At 39.0% G+C, this 26,126-nt stretch carries 16 protein-coding genes; 5 read left to right on the top strand and 11 right to left on the bottom strand.

The window, feature by feature from the left end:
• Positions 1-143 precede the first annotated feature (143 nt).
• From E5N72_RS13105 to E5N72_RS13070, 8 genes are all read right to left on the bottom strand, one after another.
• Positions 144-1,031, bottom strand: a complete 888-nt coding sequence (locus E5N72_RS13105; RefSeq protein WP_135925383.1) for a DMT family transporter — start codon at positions 1,029-1,031, stop codon at positions 144-146.
• Positions 1,032-1,103: 72 nt separating this feature from the next.
• Complete coding sequence (locus E5N72_RS13100; protein WP_135925381.1) at positions 1,104-1,262, bottom strand: DUF2496 domain-containing protein; 159 nt, start codon at positions 1,260-1,262, stop codon at positions 1,104-1,106.
• Entirely contained in the window at positions 1,252-1,530 is a 279-nt protein-coding gene (locus tag E5N72_RS13095) for a late competence development ComFB family protein (RefSeq protein WP_135925378.1), read from the bottom strand. Before E5N72_RS13095 ends, E5N72_RS13100 begins: the two co-directional genes overlap by 11 nt.
• Before the next feature lie 47 nt (positions 1,531-1,577).
• Positions 1,578-2,471, bottom strand: a complete 894-nt coding sequence (locus tag E5N72_RS13090; RefSeq protein ID WP_205994319.1) for a histone deacetylase — start codon at positions 2,469-2,471, stop codon at positions 1,578-1,580.
• The gene (locus E5N72_RS13085; RefSeq protein WP_135925374.1) at positions 2,468-3,076 is read right to left on the bottom strand and encodes a primosomal replication protein; all 609 of its coding nucleotides are present in this window, start codon (positions 3,074-3,076) and stop codon (positions 2,468-2,470) included. The genes E5N72_RS13090 and E5N72_RS13085 overlap by 4 nt, the downstream gene beginning before the upstream one ends.
• Positions 3,077-3,853: a TSUP family transporter gene (locus E5N72_RS13080; RefSeq protein WP_135925372.1), complete on the bottom strand. Its 777-nt coding sequence runs from the start codon at positions 3,851-3,853 to the stop codon at positions 3,077-3,079. It abuts the gene before it with no gap.
• Positions 3,853-5,928: an ATP-dependent DNA helicase DinG gene (gene dinG / locus E5N72_RS13075; protein WP_135925370.1), complete on the bottom strand. Its 2,076-nt coding sequence runs from the start codon at positions 5,926-5,928 to the stop codon at positions 3,853-3,855. Before dinG ends, E5N72_RS13080 begins: the two co-directional genes overlap by 1 nt.
• Before the next feature lie 87 nt (positions 5,929-6,015).
• Complete coding sequence (locus E5N72_RS13070; RefSeq protein ID WP_135925368.1) at positions 6,016-7,728, bottom strand: tetratricopeptide repeat-containing sulfotransferase family protein; 1,713 nt, start codon at positions 7,726-7,728, stop codon at positions 6,016-6,018.
• A gap of 68 nt (positions 7,729-7,796) precedes the next feature.
• Here E5N72_RS13070 and E5N72_RS13065 point away from each other — a divergent pair, with 68 nt between their 5' ends.
• The 3 genes from E5N72_RS13065 (at position 7,797) to E5N72_RS13055 (ending at position 14,967) form a co-directional block, all read left to right on the top strand.
• Positions 7,797-10,145 carry a DNA polymerase II gene (locus E5N72_RS13065; RefSeq protein ID WP_135925365.1) on the top strand — a complete coding sequence of 783 codons (2,349 nt, stop codon included), beginning with the start codon at positions 7,797-7,799 and terminating at the stop codon, positions 10,143-10,145.
• A gap of 254 nt (positions 10,146-10,399) precedes the next feature.
• Positions 10,400-13,258 carry a TonB-dependent receptor gene (locus E5N72_RS13060; protein ID WP_135925363.1) on the top strand — a complete coding sequence of 953 codons (2,859 nt, stop codon included), beginning with the start codon at positions 10,400-10,402 and terminating at the stop codon, positions 13,256-13,258.
• 59 nt (positions 13,259-13,317) lie between these two features.
• Positions 13,318-14,967 carry a sulfotransferase gene (locus E5N72_RS13055; protein ID WP_168246739.1) on the top strand — a complete coding sequence of 550 codons (1,650 nt, stop codon included), beginning with the start codon at positions 13,318-13,320 and terminating at the stop codon, positions 14,965-14,967.
• 46 nt (positions 14,968-15,013) lie between these two features.
• Here E5N72_RS13055 and E5N72_RS13050 read toward each other — a convergent pair whose 3' ends face one another.
• The 3 genes from E5N72_RS13050 to E5N72_RS13040 form a co-directional block, all read right to left on the bottom strand.
• Positions 15,014-16,804, bottom strand: coding sequence for a putative 2OG-Fe(II) oxygenase (locus E5N72_RS13050; RefSeq protein WP_135925358.1), 1,791 nt, complete (start codon positions 16,802-16,804; stop codon positions 15,014-15,016).
• Positions 16,805-16,857: 53 nt separating this feature from the next.
• Complete coding sequence (locus E5N72_RS13045; protein WP_135925356.1) at positions 16,858-17,295, bottom strand: hypothetical protein; 438 nt, start codon at positions 17,293-17,295, stop codon at positions 16,858-16,860.
• A 771-nt stretch (positions 17,296-18,066) separates the two neighbouring features.
• Complete coding sequence (locus E5N72_RS13040) at positions 18,067-19,242, bottom strand: DUF547 domain-containing protein (protein WP_135925352.1); 1,176 nt, start codon at positions 19,240-19,242, stop codon at positions 18,067-18,069.
• A 640-nt stretch (positions 19,243-19,882) separates the two neighbouring features.
• Between E5N72_RS13040 and E5N72_RS13035 the strand changes: the two genes are divergently transcribed.
• Both E5N72_RS13035 and E5N72_RS13030 read left to right on the top strand, forming a co-directional pair.
• A complete protein-coding gene (locus E5N72_RS13035) occupies positions 19,883-22,519 on the top strand; it encodes a TonB-dependent receptor (RefSeq protein ID WP_135925349.1) in 2,637 nt (878 codons plus the stop codon).
• A 735-nt stretch (positions 22,520-23,254) separates the two neighbouring features.
• Positions 23,255-26,074: a TonB-dependent receptor gene (locus tag E5N72_RS13030; protein ID WP_135925347.1), complete on the top strand. Its 2,820-nt coding sequence runs from the start codon at positions 23,255-23,257 to the stop codon at positions 26,072-26,074.
• The last annotated feature ends 52 nt before the right edge of the window (positions 26,075-26,126 follow it).

The raw sequence follows: 26,126 nt of genomic DNA, 5'->3' as shown, positions 1-26,126 counted from the left end.
AAAATTTCTCATTTAGAACAACTAAATAACGAAATTTTTGCCTTGTTATCAACGAGGTTTTATTGCCTCAAAATAGACTACTTAATTAAGCGAATTGGTATAATAGAGTATAGATTGTATTTAAAAATGCAATTTGCATTCTGTTACAAGGTGTTTCGTTTTAAAAACGGCTTGATACGGATAAAGCCAGTGACCAGCATGGTGCCTGCTATAACACACTGTGCGCCAAATAAGGTATTCGGCCCAATTTGTTCATCTAAAATTAGATTACCCCATATTATGCCAAATAGTGGAATCAAAAAGGTAACAGTCAGTGCTGAGGTTGGGCCAATATCATCAATCAAACGGAAAAACAGGATATATGCTACAGCAGTACACAGCACACCGAGTGCCACTACACCAAGCATAACTTCGTTACTTGGCATTTCTCTGGCAGGAATAATAAAAATAAGCGGGAGTACCATGATACTTGCCGCCCACATACTGCCATGCGCGTTATCAAAAGCAGACAACTTTGGTGCATGTTTGGTGTAATGGGATGCGATGGCATAACTGAGTGAAGCACACAGTGCAGCAACAATTGCCGTGATGGCTTGGCTGTCGATAGTGAGACTATTTTGCCCTACTAAAATGGCCACGCCCGTTAAACCTAACAGCAAGCCAAGCAGCATACTTTTAGTGGGTTTAGTTTTGCTCCAAATAATACCGACGATGGCACCCCAAATTGGGGTTGTTGAGTTTAATATTGATAAGGTTGAAGCGTTAATTGTTTGTGCTGCATAAGCAAACAATAAAAAGGGAATGGCGGAATTAAGCGCACCAATAATGAAAAAATGCTTTTTGTGAGTCGCGAAAGCCAGTTTCTTGCGTAAGTACAGCGCAAAAATAAACAGTGTTATTGCTGCAAAGCCGACTCTTAGCTCAATTAATACCGCAGGGCCTAAGCTATTAGCTGCCATGCGCATAAATAAGAAGGATGCGCCCCAAATAGCAGCAAGGATGAATAGGCGTAATAAACTTGGCAATGACATGGTTTTACATTCTTAATTTTTAAAACCTGAGCATAACAAATTTATGCCCCAATACTCGCCATTTTCGGACTATTAATCAGTTGATTGTGGAAGTTTTTTTTCGAAGTCAGATTTAACGATTTCTAATGCTGCTAAAACGTCTTCGGCAGGCACATCGTTTTGCTCTAAGAGCATAATGAGATCAACAGCGATTTTTATGTAGTCAGGAGCATTTTCTAAGTCACTGCTCATTCTGTAATTCCTTTTTTTTCGCAACTTGGCTGATGGCTACATCGATAGCTGTTTGTACGCGTTGCTCCATTTTTATTCGCTCTGTTTGTGGTAAATAAAATTCCATATCAACGTCATAGCGAATATAGCGAGCAGGTAATTGATTAAGTACGGTACAGCATAAATCCGCCATAATATCATCATTATACAACGAATCTAACTTGCGCTTAGCGATATCTTCAATAACAAGTTTTTCATAGTAATTGTGGATGTCATCATGCAATTTCATATACCAACAACCTAGTAGAAAAGTCATATTTAAGTGTATACCAAGCCTTAGAATAAATCGACAGCGGCTCTAAAAAGCTGACCATGAACATCAACCAAACGGCTTACATTTCGTTGATAGCCACCGCCCATGGCCGCAAAGAGTGGGATTTTTGCTTCCTTTGCTTGGCTTAATACTAAATGGTCACGTTGATACACGCCCTCTAAACTGACTTGAAAGTGTCCTAACTCATCATCCGTTGCGATATCTGCGCCGGCGTTATACAAAATGATATCAGGCTGGTGGAGTCTAATTGTTAAGGCTAATGCTTGATTTACTGTCTCAAGGTATTCAGCATCTGAGGTGCCATGCTCTAAAGCAAAGTCGTAATTTGATTGCTGCTTGATACGCGGAAAGTTTTGCTGGCAATGAATAGAGCAGCTAATTATTTGAGGGTGTGCTTGTGTTACTTCGGCTGTGCCATCACCTTGGTGAACGTCACAGTCAAAGATTAATACGGTATCGGCTTGTTCGCTCTCAATTAAGTGTGCTGCGGCTATTGCTAAGTCATTAAAAATACAAAAACCACTACCATAGCCCGTAAAAGCATGGTGATAACCGCCACTCAAGTTAAATGCAGCACCTTGTTGTAGTGCAAATTCAGCACCTTGAATACTTGCACCGACAGAATAAAGTGTTCGTTCGACTAAGGCTTCAGACCAAGGAAAACCCATTTTTTTTATCGCTTTGCTGTCAAGGCTACCTGTCAAAAAAGCGTCGACATAATCAGGGTCATGGCATAGAGCAAGCTGCGCGCGAGTAGCTTTTTGTGGGGTAATGAAGTGCTGCTCATCAATAAAGTCGCTAACAAGCTGCCTTAACATGCGATATTTTTCAATCGGAAAGCGGTGACGCTCGGGTAAAGCTAACGCTGAATAACTTGGGTGGTAGTAAAACATTATCTCAGCTGCTGTTTTTCTACTTGTTGAATTTTATCTTCTGTGGCTGAAATTGCTTTTCGACAGCGACCCAAGCGAGCGTGTAAAGCTAAGATCTCTTTATTTATTTCAGTGGCCTTTGCTGGGCTAGCTGCATCAAGTTTAAGCTTTCTTTCTTCAATCATTAAAACTAAGCGGCGCTCAAACTCATGGTTTTGCTTGAGCTCATCGTAAAGTTCATGTGAAGACTGCATGATCTTTTTAACTGCTTGTTTATATATTTGTGGCTTGCTCTTGGGTTTAAAACTGTATTTGTTCTCTTTTGCCCACACAGGTGTTGATTTAATAACATTAAAAACAGCCTGAACTTGCTGTGCAATTCGCTCTAAAGCATATTGATAAGCATGGCGATGTTCTGCTGGGGGCAGGTTAGCTAACTCTTCTTCTATTTCAGCTACATAATCTGCAAGTTTCATACTTTTAGTTGCAAATACCGCCTTATCAAACAAACTTGGTTGTGCCTGCATGTAGCGATTTTTAGCAAATAGGTTGCCGTTATCAAATTGGCTTGCTTGATGTTTAAGCCTAGATATTTGCTCGCATAGTTTGTCAAAAGCAGGAGAATGCATTTACAAATAAGCCTCATAGATTAACTTTAATGCTAACACTATAACCACAGTATTAAATACTGGGCGGATCATTTTACTACCAAATTTAATTGCTGAATGCGCACCTAACCAGGCACCTAACATCAAGAAAAAGCCCATTGTTATACCAAGCAAAAAGTTCACATGGCCCAGCGCAACAAAGGTGATCAATGAAATAAAGTTCGAAACAAAGTTCATTGAGCGAGCAAGCCCACAATTTAGCAATAAGCTCATCTTATATAATAGGCTATTTGAGGCAGTCCAAAAGGTGCCAGTCCCAGGGCCTGCTAAACCATCAAAAAAACCAAGGCCCAGCCCTTGTAGCCATTGTTTAATTTTGGTTTTGCCATCAAGCTCAGGCAATTCGTTATGCTCAGTCGTACTTAAACTGCCAAAGAGACTGTAACAAGCAACTAAAATAATCACCACCGGTAGTAATTTATTTAAAAACTCAATACTCAAGTAATCTACAACTAATGTACCTACAAGTGCCCCTATGGCAGTTGCTAAAATAGACGCAGCCCAAAACCGGGGGTTAAATAACTTTTTTCGAAAATATGTCACACTTGCAGTTAATGAGCCAAAACTGGCTGCAAGTTTATTGGTCCCTAGAGTGAGATGCGGTGGTAAACCGGCTGTCAATAAGGCTGGTACAGTTAGCATGCCGCCACCGCCAGCAATGGCATCAATAAAGCCTGCAGCCAGCGCTACTGCGCAAAGGAGTGCCCATGTTGTTGGATCTAAAGCTAATTCAAACATTAATAATCAATTTGTCTTTTAAAGGGTGGCAAGGTATCGAGCATGGCTTTGCCATATCGTTTGGTCACTAAACGGCGATCAAGAATAATAATTCGTCCTTGATCATTCTCTTTTCGAAGTAGTCTACCACAGCTCTGTACTAATTTCTTTGCTGCATCAGGTACAGTAATAGACAAAAATGGATTCCCCCCCTTACTTTGCACAAATTCAGCCTGCGCTTCTTCTATTGGTGAGGTAGGCACCGCGAACGGAATCTTTGTAATGACGAGATTTTCTAAGTATTTACCCGGTAAATCTAGACCTTCTGATAGGCTTTGTGTGCCAAATAAGTAGCTTGCGCGACCTAAGTCAACATTCGCTTTATGCTGTTTCAATAATGCTTCTCGAGACATTTCACCCTGAACTAATACGTCAATTCCTTTGCTGCGCAGTGCTTTTACTACGTGATCCATCTGCCAATAAGAAGCAAACAAGACTAAATTAGCTTTTTTATCATCAAGAAACTTAGGTAATTGTTCAGCCAAGTGATCACTAAAGGCTTTATCTGTTGGCTCGATGTGGCTTGCAGGAATATGCAGTGTTGCTTGTTTAGGATAATCAAACGGCGAGGGAACTTTGATGTATTTGACGCCTTCTTCTTTGGCAAGGCCGCATTCATAAGCAAAATGATCAAATGAGCCAAGTGCAGTTAAAGTAGCTGAACAAAGCACAGCACCAGCACATTGATTCCATAATTTATCTTTTAAGTAATAGCCAACCTCAATAGGGCAATCACTGAGTAAGTGGTCGTGATGGTTCTTATACTCTAGGCGTTTGATCCATCGAGCATGGGGAATACCTTCGCCTTTTGTTGCATAACTAAACCACAGCTTGTTTAATAACTCTAGACGGTTAATGTAATGACCACTTTCAGCCAAGATAGGATCAGCTACATAAGGTTTTATATCGCCATCGCTTACGTCTTGTACTAAGGTATCGTGCATTTTGTTTAGTGCTCTTAGAGCATCAAGAGTGGCATCGCTGATATCTTTAGCTTTAGCATGTAAAGATGCAGGGATCTCACCGTGCTCAAAACGATAGGTATCATCACTGTTGTAGTTAAAATCCGCATTATCAAGAATATCACGTACGACTTTTAAGTTTTTTGCAGCATCATTGATACTGTCACTGAGCTTAAAATTTTGCCCAATTGCTTTTTGTCCTACTAATACATTTGCCATTTTGCCAGCAAATTTAACAAGCTTGTCGAGCCAATCTATGGTGCCTTTGATTGTTGCTGCTGCAGATGAGAAGTCTCGGGTGATGTGAGCTAAATGGTGCGCTTCGTCAATTACGTAAATAGTATCGTCAGGCTCAGGAAGAATCTTACCACCACCGAGGTCTAGATCAGCCAGCAGTAAAGAATGGTTGATCACCAACACATCCATTTGCATAAGACGCTGACGCGCCATATGAAAAGGGCACAGCTGATGAGCACGCATTTGTCGTTGGCATGAGTGCTTATCGCAGGCTATTAAATTCCAAACTTTATCGGGGATAGTATCAGCCCAACTATCGCGATCACCTTGCCATTGCTTTTTTGAGTAAGCATCATAAAGTTGCTTTAAGCATTTGGTTTCCATATCAGAGAGCGGCGATGATAGGGTCGGCATAAACTCCATTTGCGTTTGGCTGTCGCCATTTACTGCCGCACTGAGTTTTTGCGCACATATATAGCGCTGTCGGCCTTTCACTAAATCAAACTTAATATCAAGGCCAGAGTGTTCTTTAAAAAACGGCAGTTCTTTATTGATTAACTGCTCTTGTAGGGCAACGGTTGCCGTCGAAATCACTAATTTCTTTTTTTTGGCCATCGCCAAAGGCAATGCACCTAAACAATAAGCCAGCGACTTGCCGGTTCCTGTACCAGCTTCAATAACACAGATGCGTTGGCTTTTGTGGTACTCGCCAGCCAGCGTTTTTGCTATTTCGGCAACTAAATAGTTTTGACTACTTCTAGGGCGGTAATCGGTGAGGTTATCAGCAACATGCTTATGAATTTGCCGAATTGTTTTTTTTAAAGAGTCAGAAAGCATGCCCAGATAACCTAAAGTATGTATATAATTACAGTAATGAATTTTAGAGATTTAACTGGGCAACTACAAGCGACTTGTTACTTTAATTTAGTCTAGCATTTTTAGCAGGGGCGCTAAGTGTTCTTGGTAGTGAGTCCACTGGGTTAATGCATCCTTATAGATCGGTTGTCTCACTTGCTCTGAACTAGGCGTCATCACTGGGCGTTGATTTTCGTAGAATTTCAAACAATTCTCGTGCATATCCAGTCCACAATAAGTAAGTAGTTGACTAATACAGCTGTCGAACTCATTAATTAGCTGTTGATAATCCACAGTGAACATACCATCTGGATATAGAGAATGCCAATGAGCCATAAGCTGGTGATAATCATTAATATACTGAGCAAGAGACGTGAAGTCATAGCTGTAGGCGTGTCCTTCAGAGAATAAGTGCTTGTATAAACTCCACGCAGTCGCAGCTTTATCTCTTTTTACTTCTATAATTTTTGCATTTGGAAATAATGTTTTAATCAATGCTACATGATGAAAGTTTATAGGCTGTTTATCGATGAAAACAGGGTTATTACCTCTCAGAGGTTTTATAAAGTTTAAGTAACGATTAGCATACTGGATCTTTTCTTCGTCAGATATCACGTCTAAACCATACGGAGTATCAGAGCGCTTTTTACTTTCCAGCTCTCTAGCAATCGCATTAATTTCTGTCAGTTCATAACTAGCATCTACATGCGGGTGACTCGCAAGGATTTGCTCAACTAATGTAGAGCCGCTGCGCGGTAAACTAACTATAAAAACCAATTGTAAGTCTTCTAAACAGTGATTTGTTGAAGGGGGTTGAGTCAAATACGTTTTGCAGCGATGGATAAAATTACTTGCTTGATATGGTGTGAGAGATTTTTGAATAGCGTTTGCTTTTTTTAGTGTATTAAAAGCTAGATCATAAAGTTCTTGCTGCTCATAAGCTTTCGCTAGTGCAAAATGTAATTGCGCGTCATTGAGATTATCTTGCGATTTATGTAATTGAGAAGATAAATATTGTATCTCAGACTCATCAAACAGGTATGATTTTAAATTAGCTAAATTCCAATAAGCTTCACCCAAATTACTATCAAACTCTAGTGCTTTTTTGTAATGAGCTATTGCCAGTTCAGTGTTTCCCTTAATTTTTTCTATATTTCCGATTCGTAAGTGGCATTGAGCCGGAAAGTAGTTTTCTTCTAAAAGCTTTTTATAAAGACTAGCAGCTTTGTTAAATTTCATAAGTTTTACATAAGCAGCTGCTGCTAAACTTTGTACTTGCTGTGAAGCCGTCGCTTGGATTTGTTTGTAAAATAAAATCAGTTGTTCGAATTGTTTGATGTTAAGTAAACATTGGCAAAAAAGAGCTTGTGCTGCTGGTTTTGAGCTATTCACTTCTAAATTATGTGTCGCTATAGCTAGGTATGCTTTATTATCCCCAACTTTATAAGCAATATTGGCTAACAATAAAAGTGCCCTAGCTTCATTTGGTACCAGCTGTAGTAAGTGTTTTACGATTTGTTCTGCTTGTTTTGGATTTTGCTTATCTAAATAATGCTGTGCTGTATCTAATTGATTGTTAAACCAAGCAATCATCTCATATTGTTTATTCGCGGCTTGAAATTTATCATGCTCATTTAATTGTTTATGAATAGCGGCTAATAACGCCCAGCCTTGGTGGTATTCAGGGTGTTGATTAAGTGTATTGAGAAGTAGTTCTTTTGCTCGCTGGGGATTAGTGTTTGCTAATTCTTTTGCGTTTTCAATCGCATCAATTGGGCTCATAATTGGCTCTTATAATTGTTTATAGTTAAGGTGTACTATACCTGTACTATGATAGATATTAGAAGTGTATGTATATAGATTCAGGTTTTATCCTTTCAAAAGAGGCCTACGATAGCGTAAAAGGTATAAGATTTGTACTTTGGCTTTGGACTGCTCAAGGACCATTGAAGGTTATTGCAAAAGAGCAAGAAGCAGTGTTTTTTATTCCTCAAAACCAGATTCCAATCGCGCAAAGACTATTGCAGCAGCATCATATAGACGTTCGGTTTGCTAATGCAGAGCTTAAAAATTTTCAATATCAAATGATGGCTTGTTGTTACTTTAATTCATTAAGGAACTACTATAAAGCCAGTAAAATTTTAAAAAATAATCAAGTTCAAACTTTCGAAGATGATATTCGCCCTGTTGATAGGTTTTTAATGGAGCGCTTTATTAAAGGTGCGGTATGGGTGAAGGGGCACTTACAAGTCCGCAAAGGCATTCGTATTCTTAATGATGCTCTTTTAAAACCAAATAGCAAATTGAAACCAAAGTTTTCGGTCTTATCTATAGACATTGAATGCAGTGGTGACGGTGTTCTCTATTCTGTAGGTTTAGTTGGTGATGGTATTGACAAAGTATTGATGATTGGAAGTGCAAAGCCAATAAAGGAGCCAGAATTTTGTATTGAGTGGTGTGCTGATGAAATCGATTTATTAACAAAGTTTTGCTCCGAGGTCCAAAATTGCGATCCTGATGTAATTATTGGTTGGAATGTAATTGATTTTGATTTTAGCGTTATTCATGTTCGTGCTGAGGCGTTAGGAATGGCACTAAAGCTCGGTAGGAATCAAGAAAACCTGCAATTAAAAACCGGGCATTTTACGCGTTTAACTATACCGGGTCGTGTTGTTATAGATGGTATCGATACGCTTAAAAATGCTACCTACCATTATGATAGCTTTAGTCTAGCTAATGTTGCTCATATAGAACTGGGTGAAGAAAAACTGATTACAACGGATAATCGCTTAGAAGAAATTGTACGCCAGTTCAATGAAGACAAGCTTTCTCTTGCTAGTTACAATCGGCAAGATTGTATTTTAGTCTTACGTATTTTTGAAAAGCTTAACTTGCTCGATTTTGCTGTTGTTCGAAGCCAGTTAACAGGTCTAGAACTTGAAAGAATGGGGGGGTCTGTTGCCGCATTTACAAATCTCTATTTACCACTATTACACCGAAGCGGATATGTTGCACCTAACTTAGGTGATCATGGCTTAACCTTTGATAGCCCCGGCGGGTATGTTATGTCGTCAGAGCCGGGTCTATACAAAAACATTTTAGTGCTCGACTATAAGAGTTTATATCCATCTATCATGAGAACGTTTTGTATTGACCCTCTAGGACTAATAGAAGGGTTAAAGAATCCGGAAAATTCAATACCAGGATTTAATCAAGCGTTTTTCTCTAGAGCGAAACATCATTTACCTGAACTAATAGATGAACTTGCAACCACAAGACAAGCAGCGAAAGATAATAATCAGCCTATGCTCTCTCAAGCTATTAAAATCATCATGAATAGCTTATATGGCGTTTTAGGCTCAAAAGGCTGTCGATTTTATGATCCTCGCTTATCCAGTTCTATTACTTTACGTGGTCATGAAATAATGCAAACAACCAAAAAGTGGATCGAAGAGTGGGGCTACAAAGTAATATATGGCGATACTGATTCAACTTTTGTGATGCTCGATAATGAATTAGATTACACAAGCTGTAACGAAATCGGTACGGAATTGGCAAGAAAAATTAACAAGCAGTGGCAAATCAAATTATGCCAAGAGTTTAAAATAGATAGTTTCTTAGAGATTGAGTTTGAAACTCATTATAGCCCATTTTTTATGCCAACAATTCGCGGTAAAACAATGGGTTCTAAAAAGCGATATGTAGGAAATGTAATTGAGGATGGAGCTAACAAACTTGTTTTCAAAGGAATGGAAACGGTACGTAGTGATTGGACTGAGTTAGCTCATAAATTTCAAAAAGAACTGTTTGAAATTTTATTTAACCAACAAAATAGTCAAGAACTAATAATTCAAGTTTTTGAAAAATATGTTAAAAAACTCTACAACGGCGATTATGACTCGATGCTGGTCTTCCGCAAACGGTTAGGGCAGCACTTAACCGATTACCAAAAAAATATTCCCCCTCACGTCAAAGCAGCTAAAAAGCACTTAGCTGTTAACCCTCACATTAGTTTCAAACGTGGGCAAATGATTGAATATGTTTACAGTACAAGTGGTGCAGAGTATTTCACTGGGCATCACAATTACGATTACACTAACTATGTTAACAAGCAGTTACGCCCCATCGCAGAGATGATCATTGACGACCTGGATAAGAAGTTATCATTGGTAAGCGACCGACAAATAAGGCTTTTTTGATCTTTTAACAATATTTTGACCTTTTCTTGCGATAGATGATCAAAAAACTGAGTTTAAATACTTGTTTGTATCTTTTTTGTTCATAAAAACAAAAAAAGTAAACTTTTTGCTTCTTCATTAAGATTTTGTAAACAAATGTCTGGATATTTTGTTTTATTTGTTTATTATTTGTTTGTCGCAGTCCTGATGCGTCACAAATAATAAACAAGCTTATGCTAAAAATAGCCACAATATAGTGGTCCAGGGAGAATCAAATGTTAAATAATAAAGTTTCAAAAGCAGTTCGCTTAGCACTTGCTTTTGGTACAGCTTCTACAGCTGCATTTTCTGCAAGTACATTTGCTGCTGAAGAAGAAGCGGTAGAAAAGGTTGAACGTATTGAGGTTACAGGTTCACGTATCAAACGTACTGATATCGAAACTGCAAGCCCTGTACAAGTTACAACAGCTGAAGAAATTGCTGTAGCTGGTTTTACTCGTGTTGAAGACATGATGAACAGCTTACCTCAGTTAGAAGCATCTAACACTGCATTCCAATCAAACGGTGCATCTGGTACAGCAACACTTGACTTACGTGGTATGGGTTCACAACGTACTCTTGTACTAATCAATGGTCGCCGTGTGCAAGCTGGTGGTATTTACACTCAATCAGCGGATATCAACCAAATCCCAGCGGCGCTTATCAAGCGTGTAGATGTGATGACTGGTGGTGGTTCGTCTACATACGGTGCCGATGCGGTAGCGGGTGTTGTAAACTTCGTAATGAACGACGATTTTGAAGGTTTTGAAGTATCATTAGGTTCAACTGCGTATCAGCATGACAACGATAATGACTACATCCAAGACCTTATGGATAAGCGTGGGTTTGATTATCCAAGCGGTAGCTCTGGTTTCGACGGTGCTTCATTTGACCTATCGGCTACGTTAGGTGGCTCATTCGATAGTGGTAAAGGCCATGCTGTTGGTTACTTCACATACCAAAAACAAAACGAGCTTCGCCAAGGTGCACGTGATTACTCATCTTGCGCATTAAATGCTGCAGGCACAGCGTGTGGTGGTTCTGGTAATGCTGTTGTTCCTAACTTCTACGTCTCTGCACCGACTGACTCTGGCGCATTTAACTGGGATGATTATGATTACTGGACACTAGGTTCAGATAGTAGCTTTATTCCTTCAAGTGGTAACGTTTACAACTACGCGCCAATCAACCACTTTATGCGTCCTAACGAGCGTCACACATTAGGCCTATTTACTAAGTATGAAATTAACGATCACTTCCAACCATTTATGGAAGCGATGTTTATGCGTGACCGCACTACTGCACAAATCGCAGAGTCAGGTACATTCTTTAATGAAAACTACGTTATTGACTATGATAGCCCGTTATTAACAGATGCACAGCGTCAAAGTCTTACAGATCGCTTTGGTCTAACTTCTGGTGATGAGTTTGCTACTTACATTGGTAAACGTAACGTTGAAGGTGGTCCTCGTGCAGATAGCTTAGAGCATAACTCTTTCCGCTTAGTATTAGGTAGTAAAGGTGAGCTAAGTGACCTTTGGTCATACGAAGCATTCGTACAATATGGTTCAACATCTTCATCTTCAGCATATGAAAATGACTTCTTCGGTCCACGTATCAGCACAGCACTTTCTGCAAACGGTGAAGATTGTGCGGCAACATCAGGCTGTATCCCTTACGAAGTATTCACATACGAGGGTGTAACACCTGAATCTGCAGGCGCCTTAACAGGCACTGCAATCCTTAACGGTGTAACTGAGCAGTTTATCGTGAATGGCTTCGTTACTGGTGAGTTTGAGTGGGGTCTTCCTTCATCAGATTACCCAATTGCAGCTGTATTCGGTGCTGAGTACCGTGAAGAGACATTTAGCCGTACAGCAGACGAAGTTTATGCACAAGGTTTACTACTTGGTCAAGGTGGTACAACTAAGAGCCTTAATGGTGAGTACGATGTAACAGAGGTGTTTGGTGAGTTAAGCTTACCGATCGTTGAGGGCATTACTGGTGTTGAAAGCTTATTAGTTGAATTAGGATATCGTTGGTCAGATTACAGCACGTCAGGCTCAGAGCCTACTTACAAAGTAGCAATGAACTGGGATGTAACTGAAAACTGGAAGATCCGTTCAAGTTACAACCGCGCTGTACGTGCAGCTAACAACGGTGAGCTATTCGCACAACAAAGCACTGGTTTATGGCCAGGAACAGATCCATGTGCGGGTGCAACACCATCTCTTAGCCAAGCAGAGTGTGCGAATACAGGCGTTCCAGCGTCTCAATACGGTAGCGTAGGTAAGAGCCCTGCTGACCAATACAATGGTTTCTTTGGTGGTAACCCTGAGCTTCGTCCAGAAATTGCAGATACAATCACATTTGGTGTTGTTGGTAACCCATTTGAAGGTTTCAACTTCTCAATCGATTACTGGGATATCGACCTAGAGGATGCTATCGGTAATATTGACCCTGAGCTTATCGTAGAGCAGTGTGGTAAAACAGGCCAGGCAGTATTCTGTGATAACGTACAACGTACGCCAGGTAGCTCTAGCCTTTGGATTGGTTCAGGCCAAGTTGTGGCAACAAACACCAACTTAGGTAAAATCCATTATGAAGGGGTTGATTTAAGTGCTAACTACGATTTTGACGTAGCAGGTGGCACACTTTCTACAAGCCTAATCGGTACTTATATGCTTACTAAGGAATTTGATAATATTCCAGGTGTAAGTGAGGTATATGATTGTGTGGATACACTAAATGATGGCTGTTACCCACAACCAGAATGGCGTCATGTTCTTACTGCAAGCTACGATACAGGCAGCTGGTGGAGAGCAACAGCTAAATGGCGTTACTTCAGTGCTGTAAACGAATATGATGGTGCTGATACTTTAGTTCAAGGCGGCATTGGTTCACAAAGCTACCTTGACCTTAAAGGTACATTTACAGTTAATGATTACACAACTGTGTTAGTTGGTGTGAATAACATCCTAGATAAAGAGCCGCCAATGGTAGGTGGTTCATTATCTACTAATGCGAACGCGATTGCTGGTTTCTACGACACATTAGGTCGTTACTTCCACGCAAGTGTAACGTTAAAATTCTAATTTGAATTAATTAATGTATGATAAAGCGAGCTTCGGCTCGCTTTTTTTATGGGGAAACAATGACACCAGAAGAATATACCTTTAACCAGGCTGTAGCTTTACTTCAGCAAGGTAAAGTTAGCCAGGGGATAGAATTATTAAAACCTCTAACACATAACAATGAGTTTGCTGAAAAAGTGTTACAGATCTTTTTTAAAGTTGCTATGCAGCAACAAGATACTGAAACAGCCATTGCATATTGCCAGCAACTGGTATCAATTGCCCCAACAAAGCTTGATTACGTACTCACCTTAGTACAATTAAGTTTAAGTTGTGGTGAGTTCAAAATAGCAAAAAGCGCGCTGCTACCTTTATATGAGGCAAACCCTAAGCAAGCTGATATTTGTTTTCAACTAGGTAAAGTAGAAAGAAAGCTTTATAACGCAGATGCGGCTACACGTTATCTTAAACAAGCGATGCAATTGTCTGAGCAGTTTAAAGTACCTGCACTGATTGAAATCGCTTTTATGCATAATGAGCAATTACATCAACCCGATGAAGCCGTACATTACTTAGAACAAGCTATTATCCATGATAAGAATAATCTACAAGCCCACTTTGCTTTAGCAAATATTTATGAACAGCTTGGTCATAAAGACAAAGCTAAACAAGGCTTTCAACGAGTACTAGCAATAGATGCATTAAATGCGATGGCTCAAGCAAGATTAGCCGATATTGAAACCTTTTCTGAACGCGATGCAATTGACTATGAACAAGCATGCTTAACTATATTGAAGCGTGAGTCAGATGATATAGCGTCTGCTGACCTTTATTATGCACTTGGTAAAGTGTTTAATGATTGCAAAAACTATCAGAAAGCATGGCATTACTATGTAAAAGCAAATCAATATAATAAAAAATACTTGCCTAAATATGTTCGCCAATCTGTCGAAGAGATTACTGACTTCACCTTAGCTCGTAATATTACTCTGCAAGAAGCTAACAGCTCGATAACACCCATTATAATTTGCGGTATGTTTCGTTCAGGCTCAACATTAATTGAGCAAATCATCAGTTCTAACGAGCGAATAGCTGCCGGCGGCGAAATTGCCTATTTACACTCGTCGTTATTTAATTTGATTGGTGATGTAAAGGCACTTGTTAAAAAGGCTAAACTGCCTGAGTTTGTCAATGGTTACATTGAGCAACTAACTCTAAGAAGCGAAGGTGCGCAGTATGTAACAGATAAACGCCCTGAAAATTACCTTTACTTAGACATCATCAAGCAGTTATATCCAAAAGCGAAGATTATATGGACAGAGCGAGATATTAAAGACAATAGCTTGTCAGCTTTTTTTCAGCATTTAGGCCCGAGCTTAAACTATGCAGTTTCACTTAGTGATACTCTGCACCATTATGAGCAGCAGCAACGAATTAAGTCGCATTGGCAGTCACGTTTTGGTAATAATGATATTTTTACTGTCAATTACGACCAGCTTGTTTGCTCACCTGAGCAGGTGTTAGTACCTCTGTTTAGTTTTTTAGGACTTGAATATAATAATGAAGCGCGGAGTTTTCACAATAAATCTGGAGCAGTTAGTACCGCAAGTGTATGGCAAGTTAGAAAGCCCCTGTACAAGTCATCATCAGGACGATTTGCAAATTATCTTGAATACATACAGTCCGATGAAGAATCATATTTAGATGCTAAAAAGCTTTTAAATAGTTAGCAATTATTTATCGAAAAAGACCATCAGTTTGATGGTCTTTTTTTTATTATTTTAAGGGCATGATATCACATGGAATAGTTAGCCGAGGTCTATTGCTTTTTAGTTGGTAGGTACCATGCCAAATATAGCTTGGGAATATAATAATTTGACCTTCCTCAGGGCATATTTCACGAGCTATAGACTCTCGTTCACCTAAGTTAAGACTGGTTTCTCCTAGCTTAAGCCAGCCATTTTTAGTGTCATCATCTTTACTCATCTCATCAGGAATAGAAATATAGCTCGGCGCTGATAACCAACCTTGAGGGTGGATATGATTAGCATGAAAACCGCCTTCTTCTAGTTTTACCGACCAACTACCTCTGGCAACAAAGCGTTTATGGTTACGTGCTAATAGAGGATGATTAGCATCCTCAGGAAGCTGCATCAAGTATCGATTAATGCATTGGCTCATAGATGACTTAAATAAATCAATAAGTTGGTTTGAGCGGTGTAATAAGTGACCTTGTGTTTGACTACCGCTGCGCACACTTTGATCTAATGGTTGTAGTTTATTTGTGTGAAGGCTGAACATTAGTTCCTGCAACTGCTTATTAAAATCAGCAAAGGTTTTAAAACCAGGCGGAGCAGGGAGCTCCATCACTTTAACGAATTTATCTAGGTCAGTTAACCAGTGATATTTATCATTATTTGATAAGCGCCAGGCAATACTTAAATATGCCCAAAGTTCTTGGTTATGAGGATTAAATTTTACAGCACCTTCTAAATGAGAGCTCGCTGAGCTGTAATCGCCTTGTTGTATGTAAAAGTTTGCTAGATCAATACAGTAACGTGCATTTTGTGGGGCTGCTTTAACGAGTTGTTGAAGTAGTGAAAATGCTTTTTCTTCGTCACCTATTCTATCTAGAATAATACTGTGGGCATGATGTAAATCTAAATTTTGCGGGTGGTTTTGTATTGCTTTACTGCTTACTAATAATGCTTCTTCTAATTTATCTAGTTGCAGTAGTTGGCCAATTTGAGAGTGGATCAGAACGGGGTTTGCATCATAGTTTTTGAAAGTTTGAGCATATGAACTCATTAACTGGCCCTGCGAGTGTTCCCAGTAGAGCTTATTTAGGCTTTCATGTGCAGGTACATAGTTAGGAGCAAGTTCTAAGCATGCCTTAAGATGAGCTTGTGCTTGTTCATATTGCTGTAAATCATAATATGTGCAACCAACTATGTAATGCAATTCGGCGCTTGGTTGCTGTTTTAAAAGCATTTGCAAAAGCGTTAACGCCTCGGAAAATTGACCTAAATTTCGATAATTACAGGCATGTTTATAAACGAAATGAAATTGCCCCTTTAATTGACCAGGCAATTGGGTTTGAAAATAGTCTTCGATGCGTTTTAAATCCCCCAATCGCTCGAAAAGCTCTAAAGTGAGCCAGTGATATCTAATTATTGTGCTTTGCGAAGGGGATGTTTCATTAATTAACTGCTCTGCTTTAAGTAATTCATCCTGATTAATTAGGCTCTCAATGTAATTAAGTCGTGGCTTTTCAAGTGACAAAGAAGCTGTGTTGTATTCACAAAACTGAATACAGTGTGCATATTTTTTTTGTTTACATAGTAGGTTGGTGTAGTTGTCTAAAAGGCCGACATGATCACTAAATAGGCTTAAGCCTTGCAAATAACATTGCTCTGCTTCTATTGTTTTGTTTACAGCTGATAAACATAAGCTATTTAATGTATACCAATCAGCGGTTTTGTTTGTTTGTAAAGAAAGAAGTTGTAATGCCTGCACATATTGTTGTTGATTGAACGCGCGCAAAGCTTGTTGAAATGTATTATCCACACTTACACCCTGTTTTTGCTTTATGTTAACAGGGTGTAGTATAAAGTAAAATGTTAGTCTTGATTTACATCAAGGTCTTTGATTTCTACAGTGCCTTTAATTCGTTCTTTCTGTTTATGTAATTTCTGGATTTTGTTCCAAATTTGCGGAGGATATCGGCCGAATTGAGCCAATCTTTTAGTCAACGGATCAGTCATAGAGCTACCATCTGGAGCACGAAAACCATATGTTCTTCCGCCAATGTCTGCTAACGCAGCCCTATTGGTAGCATATGCCGTACCATAAGCCCTTTGTGTACGATACAAATCAACTACCTGCCAATCATCTATTGTAAGCTTAAACCCTTTAGATGACTCCACAGCATCTTTTAAAGAGCCATTAGTATAGTGTTCAATATGAGACTTTAAATCTTGCTCAAAGTCGTCAAACAAGACTTCTGTTTGCTGGTAGTCGACGGATAGGTAAAGCCTATCTTTCCCTTTAATTTGCATACCTCGGTTAGAATTAACAAATTCCTCACCATTGTTTGCTAGTTAGTAATAAACTTTGCTTCCTAACATAGGCTTCTGGGCGTAAGTTTGGGCTACCGATATTCCCTTGATGAAAGCCGTACTTTACAATTGCTTTACTTTTGCCAAACTTTTTAAAGACAATGTTGTGTTGTATGTCATTTAAAGACAGGCTTTATCCCATATCAGGAATAAATTCCTCATCAAGTAATGAATTATCACCAAATAATAAATCTTCAGGACTGAAGATAGGGTAGTGCTCAATGAGTTTCTCAAATAATGCTGTGGTATATAAATTTAGCCAATAAGCCAGTTGCTCAGATAGAACGAGCTCATTGAGAGAGATTTGGTCAGGAACTCGTTCAAGGCTCAGGCGTATTTTTTAAAACCAGTTTTCAGGTTTGCCTTTACAACTTCTTCATAATAAAAACGATTTGCCTCTAAAGCTGTATCGTTATTTTTGTGTGCTCGGGTACGTGTGCCAATGCCTGACTGGCCTTTTCGAAAACCTCGGTCTGAGCGGCCTAAGTCAATAACCGTGATTTTAAGTAACTGATCTAAATCACCATAAGATATTGATAAATCACTATCCTAAGCCGAAATCGGCAAATTCTTCAGGTAGAGTGCCTAGTTTTGCTGTCGAGTGTGCAGTAAAGAAAATTGCGGTAATTAATAAGAGTGGTTTAAGCATAGCGAACTCCCTGTTCAGAAAAAGCCACCCGTCATATTCTTTTGACGAGCGGCCTTTTTATTTTAATTGTTTGAATCAAGGTCCTTAATTTCAACAGAGCCACTGTTATCTTGGCGCTTTAAGTTAAGCTTTTTGATTTTTTCTAACATTTCTGGAGAGAAACGGCCAAAGTTCATTGTACGCATCATGATAGAGTCGTTAATAAAGTTAATATTTACGGCTCCCATACCTGAGCTGCTACCATCTGATGCAACAGGAGCGGCTGAATTACTCACTACTGCATTTAGCATTGCTGCTGGGTTTGTTGACGCTGTCGCTCCAAAACTTCTTTCAGTTCCATAAAGATCAGTGATACTCCAGTCCTCGATGTCTACTTCGAAGCGTTTTGCGTATTTAACATCTGATTTCATTGAACCTTCGGCATAATCCTCTAAATGCTCTCTTAAGTCGGCTTCAAAATCATCAAAAAGAGGTTTTGCTTGTTCGTAATACTTAGACACATAAAGTCGATTTTTACGCTTGATTTGCATGCCCCGGTTTGAATTTACAAACTCTTCGCCATTATCAACTAGCTGGTGATAAACCTTGCTTCCTTTATAAGCTTCGTTACGAAGGTTCGGACTCCCAATATTGCCTTGATAAAAACCGTACATAACAATTGGCTTTTTCTTGCCGAATTTTTCGAAAACGATTTTTTGCTGGATATCATTTAATGACAATTTATAACCAGCAACCGTCAAAAACTCTTCTTCTAAGATTGAATCATCACCAAAAAGAAGATCTTCAGTATCACGGATAGGGTAGTGCTCAATTAACTTCTCAACCATTGCTGTGTTGTAAAGATTTAACCAATATGCAAGCTGCTCATCAAGGCTCAATTCATTCAAAGATACTTCATCAGGAAGCTTCTCTAAGCTAATGCGAATTTTATGGAAACCATCTTTAATCTCAGATTGAGATACACTTTCAAAAAGGAAGCGATTGGCCTCTAAGGCTGTATCGTTATTTTTGTGTGATTTCATCCGAGTGCCAATTGATGATTGCGACTTGCGTGAGCTTCTATCAGACATGCCCATATCAAGCACAGTTATTTCTAGTAACGCATCTAAGTCTTCGTAAGACACTTTAATATCACGGTTCAAACTAAAGTCTGAAAACTCTTCTGGTAATTTATCAATCTTTGCGAACGCTGAAAGTGAGCAAAAAGTAAATGTTATTAGTAAAAGTTGTTTAATCATTTTTTTTCCTTGTCATTTTAACAATCTAACTATTGCCGATTGTAACGTTTTTATCAAGTTTACATGTCCCTGATTTGATTGGTGAGTGTATATGTACTCTTTACTGATAAAGAAGGAAGGTTTTGTAATGCTTGGTGATTACTTTTAATGTCGTTAATAGAATGTTCATTCTATTAACTTTTGCATTGTTCATTCATAATCAGGAAAAATTTGTGTTTTTTGTCTTGTTTTTACGTTAACTCACCTTTTTTATTGCTATTTTTTATTTATTAAAAAATAAAATAAACAAATATTAATCTAAAATGCTTTTGCTGTATTGTTGATATTTTTGCACTTATCTTTGCCTAGTGGTTTTTGTTGTTCACATTAATGGTACAGGTGGTAAAAAGTTAACTTTTACATAATATCAATTAATTTAAGTGTTTATATATTTATTGTGGGTTGTTTATGGGTGTTAATGGTGTGTTTTTCTTGGTTTTATTGTTTGGTTTGTTGTTAAAAGTTGAACTTTTAAGTTACTAAAGTGTTGACCTGTTTGATGTGAGGATATTATTATCATGGCTCAAAATAGCTGCTTAATATGCATTTATCTTGAATAACTATAAATAATCCATGAAAAACATGGCTCAGGGAGAATAAAATGTTAAATAATAAGATCTCAAAAGCTGTTCGCTTAGCAGTGGCTTTTGGTGCAGCATCAACAGCGACATTTTCTGCAAGCTCTTTCGCTGCAGACGATGAAAACGCAAAAAAGGTTGAGCGCATCGAAGTGACAGGTTCACGTATCAAGCAAGTCGATATGGAAACAGCCTCACCAGTAACAGTTATTACTGCCGCAGATATTCAACTTTCAGGTGAAGCAACAGTTGCAGACGTACTCAACAACTCATCTGTAAATAGCTTCGGTTCATGGCGAGGTATGTCAGGTTACGGCTCTGGCGCAGCAGCAACTTCAAACGTAAACATGCGTGGTCTTGGTGCTAACTATACGCTTGTGTTGTTAGATGGTCGCCGTATGCCGGGTACAAGTTCATCGTCAGGTGCTGCAGCAGATACATCTCGTATTCCTATGGCTATTGTTGAACGCATTGAAATCCTTCGTGAAGGTGCATCTGCAGTATATGGCTCTGATGCTGTTGCTGGTGTAATTAACATTATCACTAAAAAAGACTTCAATGGCTTAAACTTCTCATATGATACAGAGTTACCTTCAGTTGATGGGGGCGACACTAACCGCTTTTCAGTGACAGGTGGTTATGCGTCTGATAAGGGTAATATCACATTAACTTACGAACACTATAAAGCTGATGCAGTTTACGACCGAGATATCTGGGAGTTAGACTCTGAGCTATATAATGCATTCTCTTCTTACAGCTCAGTTCCAAATGGCCAAGGAAAAGATTCTAAAAACTGGTACTCAGCCGATTTATGTGATGTTGCTGAAAATACTGTACCAAGTAGCGATGGCCGTTGTTTATATAGCTATGGTGCTGTTACAAAGCTTTTTGCTGATTCTGAGCAAGATTCAATTCTTTCAAACTTTAAGTACGAGTTAACTGACGATCTATATTTTCGTGGTCGTGCAAGTGCGTCAATGTCAAAAACTGATGCTCGTTATGCAGGGACACCTGTATCAACAACAAAACCAACTATGTATGCTGACAATCCTATGAACCCATATGGTGAAGATATCTCACTAAGCATGCGTTCAGCTAACTTAGGTAATCGTGACACACGTGTTGAAATCGCTAATATCGATTTTGTAGGTGGTTTAGTTGGTTATACCGAACTTGGTAACGGAGTTGACTGGGAAATTAATGCTCAGCGTAGTCGTTCTACAACTGAGTCTTTTAATCGTAACCTTATCAATGATCCCCTTGTACAATCTCTTATTGATACTGGCGAGTACGATATTTTTAACACAACAGGTATGGATTACGCTTCGTGGGATGCGCAAATGGCTGAGCTTTATGCCGGTGCAGCTCACATGGGTACTTATAAAGCAGAGTTCGAAAGCACGCAATTTGACGGTTTAGTTTCTACAACGTTTGTTGATAATGAATCATTCACTTTAGCAGGTGTAGTAGGTGCAGAGTTTGAAACTATCGACTTTACTCAGTATTCCGATCCTCTGTCTGCTTCAGGTAATGTCTCAGGTGGTTCAGGTGGTGATGATGTGTTTGCAACACGTGACCGTACTTCTAGCTATCTAGAGTTACAAGCTGCTTTCCCATTCGGTTTAGATTTAAACGCTGCTGTTCGTTATGATAAATATGAGCAAAAAGGTGACGTAGGTGCATCTGTTGTTGAAGGTGAGTTTGACAACGTAACAAGCCAACTGGGTGCTGCATGGCGTATTACTGATGACCTTCTAGTACGTGCAAGTTGGGGAGAATCTTTCCGTGCACCAAACATGGGGGAGATGTTCTCTAGCCAATCTCTAAGCTTTGAAACTAATTACGATACATTGTGGTGTGATAACCAAGGTAACGCTGCAAGTGATACAGTTTACTGTGCACCAAGCGGTTCACAGCATAAAACATGGTTTGGTGGTAACCCTGATTTAGAACCAGAAGAAGGTGAGTCACTGACTGTTGGTACAGTTTGGAATGTAACAGATGCACTTTCAATGGAAGTTTCTTACTATAAAGTAAAAATTGATAACCGTATTGCTGCGATCAGTACAGATCGTTTACTTTCAGATGAGATTGAAAATGGTTCTAACCCTGCTGTTGTTCGTGATGCAGAAGGTAAAATTGACGTAATGTACAGTTTTGACCAAAACATGGCTTCTTTAGAGACATCTGGGTTTGACTTTAAAGCGAACTATACACACGAAACTAGCATCGGTGACTTCTCATTACGTGGTGAAGCAAGCTTTGTTGAAGAGTTTGTTGAAATTACGGAAAAAGGTGCTGATCCTTTCGACTACGCTGGTCTTCAAGACTATCCTGAGTGGCGAGCTAATATGACCCTTGATTGGAAATATGACAATTTCGGCGCTGCATGGTCTTCTTACTACATCGGTCAGCAAGAGTCTGGTGCAGAAGAGTTTAATAACCCATCTTTAGCACCTGTTGCAAGTTACTTTAAGCACAATGCTCAAGTATCTTATACACACGACTGGAATGGTAAAGTAACATTTGGTGTTAATAACATCTTTGACCGTGAAGCACCAAAATGGTACGACGGTTTTTATGATTATCGTGATGCGTCAACATCATTATATGATGTGTTAGGCCGCACTATATTCTTGAAAGTAGAACAAACCTTCTAAGCTCTTTCATTAGTACTAGAATAAGTAAACAAACCCCGCTTTAATGCGGGGTTTTTATTTTGCTTTTACTATCATTAATTTTATATTCTAATTTAATATTAAATTTTTTATAGCTTAAAATATATTAAGACGATCTTTTTGAGTTTTTTAACCAGTCACAATTAAATGCGGTTGGTTGTTTTTTAATCTAAAGGTGTTTTATTCTTTAAAGAAAAATATATTGAAAGTATTAATGTTTTTTTTATTCTTTGTGTTTTCTCTAGCTATTAACTTAGCTCTGTCGATACACCGTTGTTGGTTCTCAGTTCAGAAGTCTTTTCGTTGTTTTTCATAAAAAGCCAAAAAGATACAGCGATAATTAGGCCCAAGCAGAAAAAGTGCGCTTTTCTTTGTAAGAAAGTAACATTTTGCTTTATACAAAAGTGTGAGACATTTTCCTTTGTTATTCTCAATAAATAGTGTTAATGAAATGTTCAAACGCTTGTTTTGCAGTGTTTTGTGCTTTTTGCTATTTCGTTTTCCTTGGTGTTTATTAATTTAATGTAAATTTTTCTGGGGTATAAATAGTACTTAGTTAATCATTAAAATTTACATCTATAATTGTAGGTTAAAAAGCTGTTGACCAAATGTTCTTCTCGATATTAGTATTAAATTCCCTTATGGGGTACTAGTACCTTTTAGGGGGTTAAATAACTTAAGTAGAGTCATAACAGGGATATGACCAGGGAGAATCAAATGTTAAATAATAAAGTTTCAAAAGCAGTGCAATTAGCAATTGCTTTTGGTGCAACCTCATCGGTTTTTTCAGCTGCGACGTTTGCAGCTGAAGAAGGTGTTGAAAAAGTTGAACGTATCGAAGTAACAGGATCGCGTATTCGTTCAACAGATCTTGAAACAGCGCAGCCAATTCAAACAATTAGCCGTGAAGATATTGCGAATCAAGGTTTTACTTCCGTGATTGATCTTATCGAAAACATGTCTGCAGCTGGTTCACCACCGATTAGCCGTTCTGAGCCATTGGTATCTGGAGAGAATGTCGGGGGCAACTATGTTAACCTTAGAAATCTTGGCGCGAGCAGAACACTTGTTCTTATTAATGGTAAACGTTTAGGTATTACCACTTCAGGCTATCAAGACATTTCAGCAATTCCTATGGGTATGGTCGAACGAATTGATGTGTTAAAAGATGGTGCTTCAGCAATGTATGGCTCTGATGCTATGGCTGGTGTAGTGAACATTATTACACGTAAAAACTATGAAGGCTTGGAGTTTACTGTTTATGGTGGTGGCTATGATGACGGTGATGGGGAAAAGAAAAACATTAGTATGGTAACGGGTTTTACAGGTGAAAAAGGCTCGATTACTTTGGGTGCAGAATGGCGTGACGAAGGTGAAGTTTGGGCCAAAGATCGCTCTTTCTCTGAAGTGTCATATCCAGGTTACGATATCCCAAATAACCGTACTTTAGTTGGTCAATATGGTCGTTTTTATTACAATGACCAATGGTGGGTTGCGAAACGTCCAGGTAATGCATCTTCATTCGATGATTTTGAGCCGCAAACATATGAGAATGGTTCAAGTATTTCTCAGCAACAAATGCACTTAGAGACACCACTGAGTGCACGTTCGCTTTATATAAGCTCTAACTATGAATTAGCTGATGATGTTCGCTTCACTAGTGATATCGGTTATAGTGAACGTGAAGCACTTCGTCAGGTGGCGGGCTACCCGTATCAATCAGCTTCTGATGGCTTTGTGCTAAGTGCTGATAGCTATTTTAACCCAGTCGGTGAGGATGTTTCATTTACACGTCGTGGCTGGGAAGTTCCACGCACAACTGAAAGTAGCCAAGACACATTACGCTTTACCGCCGCATTAGAAGGCTCATTTGAACTTGCTGACCGTTATTTTGATTGGGATGTTGGTGGTGTTTACAGTAAAAGTACTACTATTCAAGTAGATAATGGTAACTTTTATAAACCGGCAATTGAAGCATCTGTTGGTCCTTCTTTCTTAAACTCGTCGGGTGAAGTACAGTGTGGTACACCAGATGCGCCAATTTCTTCAGCTGAGTGTGTAGCATGGAACCCATTAGCTGGTTTTGGTGCTGGACCAGTTGCAAATTCTTTAGCAGATCCTGAAGTACAAGATTTCCTATATCCAACACTACATTATCGTGGTGAAACTCAAACTACTATGTACTTTGCGAATATTAGTGGTTTGCTTGCTGAATTACCTTCTGGTGCATTAACCTTTGCACTTGGTAGTGAGTATCGTAAAGAAACTGGGGAATATAACCCTGATGCGCTTGCTCAGTTAGGTCAAAGCACAACATTAGCATCTGGTGCTACAGGCGGTGGTTACGATGTAACTGAGGCATATGCTGAGTTAAATGTTCCAATTTTGTCAGATGTTGTTGGCGCTAAAGCATTAAATGTTAGCTTAGCAACACGTTATTCAGATTACAGCACGTTTGGTGATACAACCAATAGTAAAGTAGGCATTGAATGGCGTCCTAATGATGACTTATTAGTTCGTGGTACATGGGCTGAAGGATTCCGAGCACCTACAATTAGTAATTTATATGGTGGCGGTTCACAAACTTTCACTACAGGTTTTATCGATCCATGTGACTCTGTATATGGTACAGCTGCAGGTTCTGCGCGCTGTTTACAAGATGTGCCAGCTGATTATCGCCAGTTACAACAAGGTTTTGTACCTACTACTGGTCCTGCAGCTCAAACACCTGTTCCTTTCAATAGTGGTTCAAACCCACTTTTACAACCAGAAGAATCAACAAGTAAAACGGTTGGTTTTGTTTACAACCCAAGCTATGTTGAAAATTTAGATATTATTCTTGATTGGTGGAGCATTAAGATCACTGACACAGTTGTATCTGACTCACCGAATGAAATCCTAAAAGATTGTTATATTGGGGGTGATGAATCTCGTTGTTCTATGTTCTCACGTGACCCAAATACTTCAATTGTAAATGACCTTACTTATGGAACACGAAATGCTGGTTTTACTGAAACATCAGGTATTGATCTTTCACTAGCATATGCATTTGAAACAGGCTTTGGTGATTTCCGTGCAACCCTAGATGGCACGTATTTACTTAAATATGATTCAAAATCTACTAATGATCCAACGACTAAAGTTGAATCAGATGTAGGCCATGGAGACACATTTAGAACTCGTGCAAACTTTGGTTTGAACTGGACTTACGGTGACTTCAGTGCCAACTGGGGCATGCGTTATTTCTCATCAATGCGTGAAGATTGTTACTTTGAAGACCGTTGTAGTGATCCTAACTTCCAACGTGATTGGACAAATGGCGTTGTTGTACCTAAGAACAAAGTAGGCTCTACAACCTTTAATGACTTGCAGTTTACTTATAACACGCCTTGGGAATCTAAACTTTCAGTAGGTGCAAACAATGTGTTTGATAAGCGTGGACCTATTATGTATTCAGGCCCTAGCTCTACCTACTCTTATTACGGTGGTTTTGATATCGGCCGTCAGTTATATTTCCGATATACACAAAGCTTCTAATCTAATTTAAGCTAACTAAAGCCCGTTACACCGTAATGGGCTTTTTTATATA

The sequence above is a fragment of the Pseudoalteromonas sp. MEBiC 03607 genome (assembly GCF_004792295.1).
Lineage (GTDB): Bacteria > Pseudomonadota > Gammaproteobacteria > Enterobacterales > Alteromonadaceae > Pseudoalteromonas > Pseudoalteromonas lipolytica_C.
Note: the sequence above shows the minus strand (reverse complement) of the source record. Positions and strands in the feature narration are given on the sequence as shown.